This window comes from Microbacterium sp. JZ101 (genome assembly GCF_053903175.1).
In genome coordinates this window covers 115,565-129,337 of the sequence record NZ_CP096400.1, presented here as the reverse complement: position 1 = coordinate 129,337, position 13,773 = coordinate 115,565, and the positions used below count along the sequence as shown (strand labels likewise).

The 13,773-nt window shown below is 72.2% G+C and carries 13 protein-coding genes; 5 read left to right on the top strand and 8 right to left on the bottom strand.

From position 1 onward, the window contains the following. Positions 1 to 38: 38 nt before the first annotated feature. From M1D56_RS00615 to M1D56_RS00595, 5 genes are all read right to left on the bottom strand, one after another. Positions 39 to 353, bottom strand: coding sequence for a DUF7882 family protein (locus M1D56_RS00615; protein ID WP_271172676.1), 315 nt, complete (start codon positions 351 to 353; stop codon positions 39 to 41). Positions 354 to 383: 30 nt separating this feature from the next. Then, positions 384 to 830 carry an SRPBCC family protein gene (locus M1D56_RS00610; protein ID WP_456284329.1) on the bottom strand — a complete coding sequence of 149 codons (447 nt, stop codon included), beginning with the start codon at positions 828 to 830 and terminating at the stop codon, positions 384 to 386. A gap of 92 nt (positions 831 to 922) precedes the next feature. Next, complete coding sequence (locus M1D56_RS00605; RefSeq protein ID WP_456284328.1) at positions 923 to 2,566, bottom strand: RecQ family ATP-dependent DNA helicase; 1,644 nt, start codon at positions 2,564 to 2,566, stop codon at positions 923 to 925. Further along, positions 2,563 to 2,994 (bottom strand): DUF6098 family protein, encoded by a 432-nt coding sequence (locus M1D56_RS00600; RefSeq protein WP_456284327.1) that lies wholly within the window; start codon positions 2,992 to 2,994, stop codon positions 2,563 to 2,565. Before M1D56_RS00600 ends, M1D56_RS00605 begins: the two co-directional genes overlap by 4 nt. Beyond that, positions 2,991 to 4,247 (bottom strand): cytochrome P450, encoded by a 1,257-nt coding sequence (locus M1D56_RS00595; RefSeq protein WP_456284326.1) that lies wholly within the window; start codon positions 4,245 to 4,247, stop codon positions 2,991 to 2,993. Before M1D56_RS00595 ends, M1D56_RS00600 begins: the two co-directional genes overlap by 4 nt. Before the next feature lie 231 nt (positions 4,248 to 4,478). Between M1D56_RS00595 and M1D56_RS00590 the strand changes: the two genes are divergently transcribed. Beyond that, positions 4,479 to 4,724 (top strand): hypothetical protein, encoded by a 246-nt coding sequence (locus M1D56_RS00590; protein WP_271172671.1) that lies wholly within the window; start codon positions 4,479 to 4,481, stop codon positions 4,722 to 4,724. A gap of 6 nt (positions 4,725 to 4,730) precedes the next feature. Here M1D56_RS00590 and M1D56_RS00585 read toward each other — a convergent pair whose 3' ends face one another. Beyond that, positions 4,731 to 5,813, bottom strand: a complete 1,083-nt coding sequence (locus M1D56_RS00585; protein ID WP_456284325.1) for a carboxylate-amine ligase — start codon at positions 5,811 to 5,813, stop codon at positions 4,731 to 4,733. A gap of 163 nt (positions 5,814 to 5,976) precedes the next feature. Here M1D56_RS00585 and M1D56_RS00580 point away from each other — a divergent pair, with 163 nt between their 5' ends. After that, on the top strand, positions 5,977 to 7,266 hold the full coding sequence (locus M1D56_RS00580) for an MFS transporter (RefSeq protein WP_456284324.1): 1,290 nt from the start codon (positions 5,977 to 5,979) through the stop codon (positions 7,264 to 7,266). Here M1D56_RS00580 and M1D56_RS00575 read toward each other — a convergent pair. Continuing rightward, positions 7,238 to 7,477: a hypothetical protein gene (locus tag M1D56_RS00575; protein ID WP_456284323.1), complete on the bottom strand. Its 240-nt coding sequence runs from the start codon at positions 7,475 to 7,477 to the stop codon at positions 7,238 to 7,240. The genes M1D56_RS00580 and M1D56_RS00575 overlap by 29 nt on opposite strands. Before the next feature lie 205 nt (positions 7,478 to 7,682). Here M1D56_RS00575 and M1D56_RS00570 point away from each other — a divergent pair, with 205 nt between their 5' ends. Genes M1D56_RS00570 through M1D56_RS00560 form a run of 3 tightly spaced genes read left to right on the top strand, consistent with a single transcriptional unit; the run spans position 7,683 to position 13,247 of the window. Continuing rightward, on the top strand, positions 7,683 to 9,170 hold the full coding sequence (locus tag M1D56_RS00570; protein WP_456284322.1) for a DUF3375 family protein: 1,488 nt from the start codon (positions 7,683 to 7,685) through the stop codon (positions 9,168 to 9,170). Next, positions 9,157 to 9,918: a DUF4194 domain-containing protein gene (locus tag M1D56_RS00565; protein WP_456284321.1), complete on the top strand. Its 762-nt coding sequence runs from the start codon at positions 9,157 to 9,159 to the stop codon at positions 9,916 to 9,918. The genes M1D56_RS00570 and M1D56_RS00565 overlap by 14 nt, the downstream gene beginning before the upstream one ends. Next, positions 9,915 to 13,247 carry an ATP-binding protein gene (locus M1D56_RS00560; protein WP_456284320.1) on the top strand — a complete coding sequence of 1,111 codons (3,333 nt, stop codon included), beginning with the start codon at positions 9,915 to 9,917 and terminating at the stop codon, positions 13,245 to 13,247. The genes M1D56_RS00565 and M1D56_RS00560 overlap by 4 nt, the downstream gene beginning before the upstream one ends. On the opposite strand, the gene M1D56_RS00555 is transcribed toward M1D56_RS00560, so the two are convergent. Further along, positions 13,239 to 13,688, bottom strand: a complete 450-nt coding sequence (locus M1D56_RS00555) for a MarR family winged helix-turn-helix transcriptional regulator (protein ID WP_456284319.1) — start codon at positions 13,686 to 13,688, stop codon at positions 13,239 to 13,241. The genes M1D56_RS00560 and M1D56_RS00555 overlap by 9 nt on opposite strands. Positions 13,689 to 13,773: the final 85 nt, after the last annotated feature.

The following is a 13,773-nucleotide window of genomic DNA, read 5'->3' as shown; positions in this document are numbered from 1 at the left end:
GGGAACGCGGCGGCCCGGCGGCGCGCCGAGAGCCCCGACTAGGACACGGCGGGTGCGATGTGCTCCTCGACGAGCGTGACACCGCCGAGGACATTGGCCGAGGTCGCCAGTTCCTCGAGCCAGGCTCGGTTCAGCTCGGGTGCGACGGGCTCGTCGAACTCGAAGCGGAGCGGGATGGCGGGGTGCACCCAGATCGTGCTGCGGCCTGCAGGCTCGCCCTCGGGATGGCGCCACGAGACGGCGAAGCTCTCGTGGCGGCGGAGCTTGGTCACGATCACGACTTTGAGGTGCGCGAGGGTGCGATCCTCGATCGCGATCGGCAGCGACTCGGAGCCGTAGTAGAGGACGCCCATGCGCTCGACCCTACGCGACGCCGCGGCCGGTCAGGAGGCGACGGCGCCGTCCTCCGCATCTCCCTCCTCCGCAGCCGCACCCTCGACGAGCGCCTTGAACCGCTCGAGGTCGCGCTGCATCGGGCCGTCGCCGAGCTCGGAGCCTGTGCCCTCATCGCCTTCGACCTCCCACGCCATGCGCAGCACGATCCGCGTGCCCGTGCCGTCGCGCGTGAGGTCGACGCGCCCGTAGTGGAACACCCCGTCGGTGCTCTGCCAGGCGAGACGCTCGGGAGGGGTCTGATCGACGATGTCGACGTAGAAGTCGTCGGAGACGCCCTCGATCGTGGCCGACCATCGCGAGCGCACCTCGTCGATGCGCCGTACGGAGTCGATTGCGTCGATGTAGTCCGGGAACGACTCGACCGCCGTCCAGTGACGGTAGGCCTCCTCGATCGGCACGTCGACGTGGATCTGCGCAACCTGCGTGGTCGTCATCTTCCCTCCCCAGGGTTGACGTCGGGCGTCGGGCCGCCCTCCTGGTGAACAGATCCTAGACCCGCGGTGGGCATGCCGCACCCACCTTCCCGTCAGCCCGAAGTGACCCGGTCCAGCAGACTCCCCTCGTCGACGAGCTCGAGCGCGAGCACCCGGTACCCCGCCGTCTCGAAGAAGACGGTCATCCGATCCTCCTCGACCTCCATGACGGTGCCCTCGCCCCACTCGCGATGACGCACGCGATCGTCCGCGCGGAACGCCGCATCCGGCGCGTCTGACACGGCAACGTCCGTCGGATCCGGCCCCTCTCCCCGCTCCTCCGCGCACACATCGCAGTTGCCGCACGCGTCGGCGACCTCCTGGCCGAAGTAGCCGAGGAGCACCTGGCGTCGGCAGCGCCGCGCCTCGGCATAGGAGCGGAGCATCTCGATGCGCGATCGGTCGATGCGCTCCCGGTCCTCGACGTGCGCGAGCGCGGCGTCGACCGCCGAATCGTCGTCCACCCCGCGCATGAGCGCCGCCCCTCGCCGGTCGAGGCGCACTGCGCCGGTGTCGGACAGGAGGGTGAGCAGGGCCGAGACCCTGCGGGCCGGGACGCCCGCGGCATCCGCGATCTCCGCGCGACGCCGACGTCCGTCGCGGATGGCCCCGAGAACACCCCGCAGATCGTCGGGATCGGCAGAGCGGGCCGCGAAGTACCGGCGCAGCGCGAGGTCCTCGGGTCGATAGTGCAGCGTCGCCTGGGCGGCCTCGCCGTCACGACCGGCGCGACCCACCTCCTGGTAGTACGCATCGAGCGACTCGGGCGCATCGGCATGCACGACGAAGCGCACGTCCTCCTTGTCGATGCCCATCCCGAACGCCGAGGTGGCCACGACGACGTCGACTTCGCCGTCGAGGAACGCCTCGTGCACGCGATGGCGCTCGGCGGCGCGAAGACCCGCGTGATAGGCCGCTGCGCGCACGCCGCGATCCGCGAGCTCCTGCGCGTAGCGCTCGGTGTCCTTCCGCGTCGAGGTGTACAGCAGGCCCGTGCCGCGGAGACGGGCGACCTCGTCGACGACGGCGGAGCGCTTGGCGGCGTCGTCGCGGTGGCGGCGGACGGCGAGCGAGATCTCCGGACGATCCATGTCGCCCACGAGCACCGCGGGCTCGCGCATTCCCAGGCGCCGCACGATCTCCTCGCGGACGGGCGTCGACGCGGTCGCCGTGAGGGCGACGATCGGCGGGCGCCCCAGCCGATCGGCGAGCCCTCCGAGGAGGAGGTAGTCCGGGCGGAAGTCGTGCCCCCACGACGTGATGCAGTGCGCCTCGTCGACGACGAGCAGCGAGACATCGCATGCGGCGAGCGCGTCGAGGACGTCGTCCTTCACGAGCTGCTCGGGTGCGAGAAGCGCGTACTCCGCGCCGCCCTCGCGAATCCGGCGCCAGGCCTCTCTCTGAGCGCGCACGCCGCGCGCGGAGTTCAGCGCGACGGCACCGGGCGCGGATGGCGCGTCTCCGAGCCCGACGAGCTGATCCTCCTGCAGGGCGATGAGCGGCGAGACGACCACCGCGAGCCCCGGGCGCAGCGCACCGGCGACCTGGTACACCGCGGACTTGCCCGATCCGGTCGCCCAGACCGCGAGCACGTCACGACCCTCGACCGCCGCCGCGATCGCCTCCGCCTGCTCAGGGCGAAGCCGATCCAGCCCGAAGCGCTCGCGCGCGGTGCGCTCGATGTCGGCGCGGCTCATCTCTCGTCGCCATCGGCCGGGCCGCGTCCCGCGTCGAAGCGGGCGCGATACCGCTGCTCGGCCTCGTCGAGCAGCGCGTCGTCGAGTCTCGCGACGGGTGCGACCTCGGCGAGCAGCGGCTCGCAGTCGGGGCCGCGACCGGCCTCGCGGCCGCGCAGAACCCACGCATAGCGCTCGGCGTCCTTCTCCTCCAGGTGGCGGTACTGGCAGAGCTGGCGGGCGAGCCAGTCGTCGAGCGGGCGCGTCCACCATGGTTCCGGATCGAGCGGGTTCACCGACAGGCCGGGCAGCTCGAGGCCGCTCTCGGTGTCGATGCTCGTCCGCGACGCGTCGGCATCGGGCCCCGCGGAGTAGCGCACGTGCAGGCCCCTGGCCGCGCGGACCGCGACCGCGAGCTCCTCGAGCGTGCGCAGAACGGGCAGGCTCATGCGAACACCACCGCCATCCCGCCCTCCGGCCGTGCCGGGATGCGCCGCAGGCTGATGCGCAGATCCTGCGGCAGAACCTCGTATCGCGAGCTGTTGACGAGCAGCGACAGCGCCTCGGCGACGAGATCGGATGTCGCGAGCTCGCCGGGGCACCGGTGCGCTCCGAGGCCGTCGCCGACGCCCTGCGCGACGATCGCGTGCGGCGAGGCGTCCGCGAAGCGGAACGGGTCGAACACGTCCGGCCGCTCCCAGAGCTCGGGTGAGTGATCGGTGCCGTAGAGGTCGAAGAGGAGGCACTGCCCCGCCGGGAACTCCTCGCCGCGCAGGCGGAACGGCGCGGTCGCGATCCCGCCGATCATCGGGAAGAAGGGGTAGAAGCGCCGCACCTCGTCGGCCATCCAGCGCGTCGTCTCGGCGTCGCCGGTCCCGACCCGCGCCGCCCATTCCGGATGCGCGTGTAGCGCGTGCCCCGCGAACGCGACGAACCGGGCCACGGCGACGACGGGGCGCAGGAGGTTCAGCAGCTCGACCGCGGCGACCTCGACGTCGAGCGGGCGGCCATCCTCCTCGTGGTGCGCGAGGCGACCGACGATCGAGACGGCGTCTCCGCGGGATCGGGCAGAGGACACGAGCGACGCCGCCCAGCGCTCGACCCGACGACGGTGCGCGCGTGCCGCCCAGTTGCGGGGGCCGATGCTCGCCGCGCTGTCGATCATGCCGCGCAGGCCGGCCGTGATCACACGCTCCTCCACGGGAGGCGGCAGCACCCCGACCCAGTGGAACGCAGCGCGTGCGAGCGCCGTCGTCGCGACATCCAGCAGACTCGTCCGCTCCCCCGACACCTCCTCCACCGCGGCGCCCCACTCGGAGCGGAACAGCGCCACGAGCGTCCCGCGCCCGCGCTCGGCGATCTCGAGGAGGAGCGCGCGGCGCACGCGGTGCCGTTCGCCCTCGAGCGCCTGGACGCTGCCCTCGTCCTGCAGGAGGTGCATCGCGGATCGCGGGATGGCGCCGCTGCGTCGGAAGCCGCCGGCGCCGAAGACGTGGGCGGCCTCGGCTCCGCGGGCGACCACGACGGGGCGCCCGACGAGCCGGGTGCGGAAGGCGTCGGCCCCGACGTCCCGGTATCCGCGGAGGCCGAAGGCGTAGCCGTCGCGCGCGAGGCGATGGGTGGCGTCGAGGCACAGCGTCGGGACGCCGTCCGCGGCGGATCCGTCGGAGGGCCTCGAGGGCGCGGAGGCGGATGCGGTCATGCTCCGAGGTAATCAGGGCGCAGGGCCGGATCCCACGGGGTTGACAGGCGCCTCCGGCACGGGGCAGCCGCCTTCCGGCACGAGGCAGCCTCGCCGAGGTATCTTCGCGCGCCGTCGCGCCTCACGTTCGACAGGCGTTGTCAACCCGTGTGCTCCGGAGGATCGCGGACGCGACACTGGACGGCACATCAGCGGACGGATCGACAGCGCGGTCGAGAGCGGAGGAGAACCGTGAGCGTGATCTCAGATGCCCGAGAGGCCCGGAGCGCGACGCCGGAGGCCGTGCGGTCGCTCGGCGCGCGGCTGATCCCGGTGACCCTGACCTGCTATCAGGTCGCCGTGGGCGACCAGGTGCGCGGATACCTCTGCTGCACGGGCGAAGGATGGGAGTGCTACGCAGGTCGCGCCCTGGACACCGCCGAGGACCTCGGCGTGCGCCGGACGCTCCTCGAGGCCGTGCGCACCGTCGTGGGGTAGCGCCGCTCAGCCCTCGTGATCGCTTCCGAGCACGACGCCCGCGAGCGATCCGGAGAGCTCGTGCCGCGCCCGCTGCCGTTCGGCGCCTGTGCCGCGCACGAGGATGTCCCGCGCGCCGGTCTGCGCCCGCTTAGCATCGCCGTTCGCACGCAGGGCCGCGCGGACGTGGCTCAGCAGCGTCTCGACGGCATCCGCCGCGGGCACCGCGCGCCCCGTGCCCGGGTCGACGAGGTCGCCGCGAACGCCCCACCGCGCCGCCATCCACGAGGCGAGGCGGATGGTCGGCGTCGGGATGTCGGGGGCCGGCTCGCCCGCACGCCATGCCGCGGCCGCGGTGTCGACGAGGGCCCGCACGAGGACGGCGATCGTGATCGTGTCCTCGGGATCGAGGCAGACGTCGGCGACGCGGATCTCGACGGTCGGATGATGCCGCGACAGACGGGCGTCGAAGTAGAGCTGCCCGTCGTCGAGGATGCCGCCCGTCGCGAGGAGGGATTGCACGAGCTGCTCGTAGCGGGCGGGCGTGTGCAGGAGCTCGAGCGGACCGGCGGTCGGCCACTGGTGCCAGACGACATGGCGGTAGCTCGCGTACCCCGTGTCGGCGCCGTCGCGGAAGGGCGAGTTGGCGCTCAGCGCGAGGAGGATCGGCAGCCAGGCGCGGATGCGATCGAGGATGGCCACTCCCTCCTCCGCGTCCGCGATGGACACGTGCACGTGGAGGCCGCATTCGAGCGTCGCCGCGGCGAGTCCGCGGAAGCGCTCCAGCACCGCGTTGTAGCGCGGGCTCACGCTCGTGTGCGGCCGGCCGCGGATGGGCGACGTGGCGAGCGCGACCGCGCGCGCATCGAGCTCGCGAGCGAGACCATCCGCCATCTCCCGCCCCGCGAGCACGAACGACCGCAGCTCGTCGGCCGTCGCGCACGGGGGCGAGATGACCTCGAGCATCTCCTGGTCCATCTCCGACTCGAGCGCGAAGCCGGCCAGCTCGCGGCCCGCCGCCTGCGCGAGGATCTCGGGCGCGAGCGGACGCGGCCGCCCCGTGGTCGCGTCCACGAGCAGCAGCTCCTCCTCCACGCCGAATGTCCTCATGCTCGAGTATCCGCACGTGCGCTCGCGCGACGGGAGGTGCTTGCCGGAAGGGCTCCGGATCGGGTAGCGGGCGCGTAACAGAGCCTTCACACGGCGCGGGATCGGCCGCAACACGGCTCCGCTCGAATGAGACGACCATTCGAGCCCGGCGACGAGGAGCCAGATGACCACGTCCACGCAGTCGCGTCCCACGATCTCCGCCCCGACCGCACCGCCCTCCCCCGCCAGGCGGCTGCTCCCCGCGAGCCGACGCCGACCGGGCCCGCTCCTCGTGACGGCCCTGTTCTCACTCGGCTGGGTCTTCATGTACGCCGATCGGAACATCCTCTCGCCCGTGATGACGGTGATCCAGGAGGAGTGGGGCCTCTCGCGCACCGAGCTGGGCCTGATGTCGACGGTGTTCTTCCTCACCTACGCGCTCATGCAGATCCCGACGGGGTACATCGCCGATCGGTTCGGCCGCGTGCGGGTCGTGGTCGTGGGCTACGTGCTCTTCGGAATCGGCACGATTCTGAGCGGCTTCGCGTCGACGTTCCTCATCTTCCTCATGTTCCGCGCGTTCACGGGCGTCGGCGAGGGCACGTACTACAGCCCCGTGTACGGCATCTCGTCGAGCTACGTCTCGAAGCGCTGGCGCGGCGTCTCGGCGGCCGTCATCAACAGCGGGATGGCCGTCGGCATCTCTCTCGGATTCATCGGGTCGAGCTATCTGACCTTCACGCTCGGCCTGCCGTGGCACGTCACCTTCCTCGTGTTCGGCATCGCGACGGTCGTGGTGGCCGGGCTCATCCACTACTTCCTCGCGCCGATCGACGACGAGCACCGCGCGCAGCTCGCCGCCGCGCGCACCGTGGCGACTCCCGACGCGCCGGCGCGACGCGCGCTCTTCTCGCGCAACCACCTGCTCACGTACGTGCTGATCTTCTGCTCGCTGTACGGCTTCTTCTCGATGCTCACGTGGCTGCCGACCTACCTGCAGCAGGTGCGCGACGTCGCCCCCGCGCAGACGGGGATCATCGCCTCCCTCGTGCCCTGGGCCTCGATCCCCGGGGCCATCGTGCTCAGCATGCTCGCCCGCCGGATGTCGAACACACGGCCGCTGATCATCGCCCTCGCGCTGCTGGGCGGCCTCTGCCAGATCCTCGTTCCGCTCACGGGCGACTATGCGCTCATGATCGCGGGACTCGTCGTCTACGGCCTCGTGGGCAAGCTCGCGCTCGACCCGATCCTCATCGCGTTCCTGGCCGAGAACACGCCGCAGGAGATGTACTCGCGGGCGTACGGCTACTTCAACTTCGCCGGGATGCTGTCGTCGATCTTCGCTCCGTACATCACCGGCGCCCTCGCCGACGCGACCGGCATGCTCGAGTCGGGCTTCTATCTCTCCGCAGCGCTCCTCCTCGTGGGCGCGATCGCGTTCTGCTTCACGAAGCCCGCGCGCGTGGAGGCGTGATGCCGGGCGGGGTGGTCACCGGGTGCCGCGGTCGCCGCCGCAGGCTGCGGGCCTCCTTGGCGGCCTCGACGGCCTGCACGACCTGGGACACGACGACCACCCCCACCATGAAGACCGCCACTCCAGCGAGGACGAGCACCTCGACGACGGCGCTGGCGGCGGATGCACCGCGCACGAGCACCTCGCTTCCGACCGACTGGACCGTGGACATCGGCTTCTCCCTCTTCGAACGACGGTGATCCCACTCTCGCGGGCGGCAGCCGCGAGGGGATCACCCCGCAGGCCGAACCGCGTCATCCTCGAGAGGGACATCCACCGCGCACCCGGCATCCGGACCATCCCGGCCTCCGTGAGAGAATCGAGGGTTGCCGCCGCCGTGCGGCGAGAACCCCGAAGCGCAGAACGGAGCGGCCCGAGTGAGCGGAGTCCCCAGGGACGTCGCACGCCTCACCGAGGCGCGCGAGGGCGCGGCGCTCAGCCTCGTCCGCAGCCGCTGGGCACCGCTCATCCTCGCGATCTTCCGGGCCTCGTTCTCGCAGGAGATCAAGCAGGTCCGCGCCGAGCGCCTGCACGTGCAGGTCGACACCTACCTGCACGAGCTGCGCGATGCGGGCTTCGAGGTCCCCGCGCAGGAGGAGGGGCGCGCGCTGTGCCTGTCGTGGATGCGCAGCCAGTGGCTGCGGCGCGTCCCGCTCGACGACGGCGGCGAGGCCTACGAGCTCACGTCGCACGCCCTCGCCGCGATGCGGATGCACAGCGAGCTCTCGCGCGAGCGCGCTCTGCTCAGCGAGTCGCGGCTCACGACCATCCTCGACGCGGTCCGCCGCTGGGCGACCGAGGCGAACCCCGACGAGACGACGCGGATGGCCGTGCTCGACGCCGAGATCGCGCGGCTCACGGCAGAGCGTGACCGCATCGCGGCGGGCGGCGAGGTCGAGATCGCCGACGACGAGCGGATGCTCGGGGGCTACACGGATCTCGTCGACCTCCTCGGTCAGCTCCCCGGCGACTTCCGCCGCGTCGAGGAGGCGCTCGACGCCATCCACGACCAGATGGTGCGCGACTTCCGCGCCGAGGAGCGCCCCAAGGGCGAGGTGCTCGGCGAGTACCTCGCCTCGAGCACCCGCCTCGCGTCGCAGACCCGCGAGGGCCGCGCGTTCCAGGGCGCCCTCACCGTGCTGAGCGATGAGGACCTGCTCGCCGAGTTCCGCGAAGACCTCCGCGCGATCATGAGCCATCCGTTCGCGCGCGACCTGTCGCCCGACGAGCGCGCGGCGTTCGTCAACGCCGACGCGCTGCTGCGCCGCGGTCTCCGCGACGTGCAGACGCGCCAGCAGCGCGCGTCGCAGTCGCTCGCCGAGTACCTCGCGGCGTACGACTCCCTGCAGGAGCGCGAGGTCACCCGCACGCTGCGCCGCGTCGAGCAGGAGCTCGCGGTGTGGATGGAGACCGCCCGCGCCCGCGACACCGTCCCCCTGCCGTGGATGCCGTCGCGCCTCGACATCGAGCACCTCCGCACGCGCTTCTACGATCCGAGCCGGGAGAAGCCCGCTCCCGCGCTCGAGGACGTCTCCGACCTCGCGCCGGCGCCGCCGTCGCTCGACGACGTCCGGCGTCAGGGCGGCCCGCTGCTCGACGAGGTGCGCCGAGGGCTCGACGCCGCGGCCGCCGACGGCGCGACCACCCTCTCGGAGGCGTTCAACGCCCTCCCGGACGACCTGCGCCGCCCCGTCGAGGTCTTCGGCCTCGCCTACCTCGCCGCCCGCGACGGCCTTCCCGGCGGGATCGCCGATGACGGGGGCGTCGTCCGCACCGTCCGCCCCGACGGCACCGCGCGCGCGCTCGCGCTCCCCCGCCTGCAGCCGCCGACCGACCTGACAGGAGACGACGATGACGACGCCTGACGACGCCTTCGCCGACGACGCCTTCGCCGACGACGCCTTCACGACGCCCGACGCGATCGAGAACGCGCCCGACGATACCGCCCTGTCGCTCTTCGACGGCGACGACGGCATGCTCACGCTCGAGCAGCGCCGCTGCCTCGTCGTGATGCTCAAGCACCAGATCATCACCGACGAGCGCGAGGAGTGGCCCGTCCTCCTGCGCGACGCGCGCCTCATCAAGAGCCGCCTCAACGACCTCTTCCTCGACCTCGTGATCGACCGCGATCGCGGCGTCGCCTACAAGGTGCAGATCCGCTCCGACGCGTCGGGCTACGTCCCCCCGCTCCTGCGCGACTCCGCGTACACCCGCGAGGAGACCGTCCTCCTCGCGCACCTGCGCCAGCGGCACCTCGCCGAGCGCGGCAGCGGGCGCCCGCACGCCCACATCGACCGCGACGACTGCCTCGCCGCGGTGGCTCAGTTCCGCCCGGCGCACGCGACCGACCGCTCGGGCGACGAGAAGAAGGCGGGCGCCGCCGTCGACTCGCTCGTCAAGGCCGGCATCCTCGTGAAGGCCGACGGCGACGACCGCTTCCTCATCTCGCCCGTGATCGAGACGCTCCTGCCGATCGACCGGCTGCGGGTCATCCAGGAGTGGCTGGCCGAGCAGAACCGCCCCGAGAACGCGCTGCGGCGGCGGATCGAGCCGGCGGCGGATGAGCCGGAGGACGCACCGCAGGACGAGGACGACGAGGAGGACGCCGCGTGACGGATCTGCTCATCGCCGGGTACGACGACGAGACCGCCCAGTGGCGCGCGAGCCACCTCCAGGTGCTGAACTGGGGCGGCTTCCACGGCCACCACCGCGTGGACTTCGACCGCGAGGCGACCCTCATCTCGGGCGGCTCCGGCACGGGCAAGAGCACGCTCCTCGACGCGTACATCGCGCTCATGATGCCGTCGACCGTGCCGTTCAACGGCGCCTCGAACGACGCGACGGTCGGCCGGGCCCGCGGTGCCGACCAACGCAACGTGCTGACGTACCTGCGCGGCAAGCGCGACACCGTCCGCGATGTCGAGCGCGTGCTCCGCGGCGACGGCACGAGCGCGTGGGGCGCGATCTCGATGACCTTCGTCGACGGCTCCGGCCGGCGGTACACGGCCCTGCGCACGTACTTCGCGCCCGCGGGCGCCCAGCGCAGCACCGAGGTGCGCACGCGCCAGCTCACCGTCGAGGGCGACTTCCATCTGCCCGATCTCGCCGACTTCGCGGACGGCCGGTTCGATCCGCGCGCCCTGCGGGCCCGGTTCACGGGGCTGCGCTCCTACGAGACGACCCAGGACTTCCTCTCCGCGGTCGCCGCCCGGCTCGGCATCGGCGAGGGCGGCAACAGCGACAACGCCCTGCGCCTCCTGTCGCGCATCCAGGCCGGCCACCAGGTGCGCACCGTCGACCGGCTCTACAAGGAGATGGTGCTCGAGGAGCCGCCGACGTACGCGGCCGCGGACGCCGTGCTCGCGCAGTTCCAGGCGCTCAAGCAGAGTCACGAGAGCCTCGCGACCGACGAGGCCAAGGAGCGGATGCTCGCCGAGATCGCGCACCTGCACGACGACTACGAGAGCGCACGGGACCGCGTCGCGCGCCTCGACCGCTACGGCCTCACGCGCGGCGACGACGCGACGCCCTTCCGGCTGTGGTGCCTGACGACGGAGTACCGCCTGCTCGGCGAGGCCGAGGAGGCGAACAAGACCGCGCGCGACGCCGAGAAGGAGGCGCTCACGCTCGCCCTCTCGGCCGAGACCGCGCTCGCGGTCGAGGTCGAGGAGATCAAGGAGCAGCGGGCGCAGAACGGCGGCGACCTGCTCGCGCGGCTCGACGCGCGGGTCGCGGAGGCGCGGGCCCGAGCGGCCCGGATCGCCGACGCCCGGCGCACCCTGCAGGAGCGCGTGCGCACGCTCGGCGCGGAGTTCCCTACCGAGAGCGCGCTGCGCGCCGTGCAGGATGCCGCGGCGACGTTCCTCGAGGGCGTCGACGACCGGCTCGCCGAGCTCAAGCGCCGTCGCGACGAGGAGGTCCTCGCGATCGGCGACCTGACCCGCCGCCGGCGCGGCGACGCCGCGGAGCTCGAGTCGCTCTCGGGGCGCGACAGCCTCATCCCCGACGCCTACGACCGCACCCGGCGCGAGATCGCCCGCGCATGCGGGCTCGAGCCATCCGACCTGCCCTTCGCCGCCGAGCTCATGGACGTGCACCCCGACCACGAGCCGTGGCGCACGGCTGCCGAGGTCACCCTGTCGGGCATCGGCATGACGATGCTCATGGACGCGCGGCGGCAGCGGCAGATCCGCGAGGCCATCGAGTCGATGAAGCTCACGCGGCGCATCCGCTTCGACGGCGTCGACCTGTCGGAGGACGCCGAGACCCCGTCGGACCCGCGGTACATCTCGGGGCGCCTCGTCTTCCGGGACTCGCCGTTCACGGCGTGGGTCAAGCGGCGCGTCGTCGCGGGCGACCACCTCTGCGTGGACTCGCCCGCCGAGCTCGGCGGCGACGAGCCCAAGGTCACCGTCAACGGCCAGACGTCGCACGGCCGACGCGGTGCGCACGGCCGCGATCCGCGCGAGCGCTCGATCCTCGGCTTCTCGAACGCCGCGCGCCGGCAGGAGATCGAGGCGGAGATCGCCGAGACGACCGCCCGCATCGCCGCGCACGAGGAGGCCCGAGCCGCGCACGAGCGCGAGGCCGACGAGGTACAGCGCCTCGCCGAGGCGTACCGCCGCGTGCAGGACGTCGAGTGGGCGTCGATCGACGTAGCCTCCGTCGAGAAGGAGGTCGGCGAGCTCGAGGCGCAGCGCGAGGCCATCCTCGACCGGTCGGACCTTCTCGTCGAGCTCGAGGAGCGGCTGCGCGATGCGGCGGAGCGCCTCGAGTCGGCGCGCGAGGAGCGCTACCGCCGCGCGGCCGCGCTCGAGCAGCTCGAGCGCACGTGGGGCGCGATCGTCGACCGGCAGGATGCCGTCGCGACCGAGCGCGACCGCCTTGCCGAGCGCCCCGACATCGTCCTGACCGACGAGGACGCCGCGCACCTCGACCGGGAGTTCCGCCGCATCGAGCCCGACGCGACGCACGACCGGTTCGCGAAGGCCGTCCCCCGGCTCGCCGACGAGCTGCAGCTGGACGTCCGCCGCGCGCACGCCACGCTCGACTCGGCCGCGGCGTCGCTCGAGCGCATCTTCGCCGCCTACAACGAGAGGTGGCCGGATCCGAACCGCGGCACGACCGTCGACGCGTACGACGAGTTCGCCGCGATCTACGAGGAGATCACGCACCACGGCCTCTCGCAGCACCGGCTCGAGTTCCGGCGTCACCTGCAGGAGGTCAGCACGATGGACCTCAAGATGCTGAGCGACTCGTTCGGCCACGCCCTGCTGAGCATCGAGGAGCGCCTCGAGCCGGTCAACGACATCCTCCGCGATCTGCCGTTCGCGTCGGAGACCGACCGGCTCCGCATCGACATGCGCCATCTGCACCCCGAGCGCATCGAGTCGATCAAGACGCAGCTGAGGGAGCTCTCCGCGGATGTCACGGGCGAGTGGACCGCGGAGGAGGCCGACCGGCGCTTCGCGCGTCTGCAGGAGTTCATCGACCTCATCGACCTCCCCGAGTCGGGCGTCAACCCGCGCCGAGACGAGGTGCTCGACGTGCGCCGCCACATCGAGATCACGGCGAGCCGCATCGATCCCGAAGGCCGCGAGGTGAGCACCTACTCGACCCTCGGCGACAAGTCGGGCGGCGAGTCGCAGGAGCTCGTGGCGTTCATCGTGGGCGCCGCGCTGCGGTACCAGCTCGGCGATCAGACGCGCTCCTGGCCGCGGTTCGCGCCGGTCTTCCTCGACGAGGGCTTCGTCAAGGCCGACAGCGCGTTCACGGGGCGCGCGATCCGCGCGTGGCTCGGCCTCGGCTTCCAGATCATCGTCGTGGCGCCGCTCGACAAGGTGACGACGCTCGAGCCGCATATGGGGCTCAACCTCTCGGTCACGAAGAACGACGCCGGCTACTCGTTCATCACGGCGTTCCGCGACGTCGCCCTACGCTGAGACCGGCGCAGCCTGCAGCGCGTGCACGACCGGAGCGAGCTCGGGTCGTGCAGCGGCCTCGTCCAGCACGCGCTCGAGCGTCTCGTCGTGGATGGGGCGCGCCCGCTCGAAGAGATCGCGTCCGGCGGGCGTGAGCTCGGTGTAGATGCCGCGGCGGTCGTCCGCGCAGAGGACGCGCGTCAGCAGCCCGCGGTCCTCGAGCCGGTTCACGAGCCGCGTCGTCGCGCTCGCGCTCAGGGCGGCGGCGCCCGCGAGCTGCTGCATCCGCATGTGCCACCCGTCCTGACGGCTCAGCGCGTCGAGCACCGTGTACTCGACGACCGAGAGCTCGACGGATGTCGCGAGCGCGCGCTCGAGGGCGGTCTCGATGAGGCCATGCAGGGCCGCGAGCGTGCGCCATCCCTGCGCGCGCACCTCGACCGCGTCGTCGGCAATTCCCATGTCCCCTCCAGATAGTTGCTTGCGCGTTGTATCCGCGTGTGGCAGTATTTCTCGAGCCGCTGCAAAATCCCGCGCGTGCAAGTAA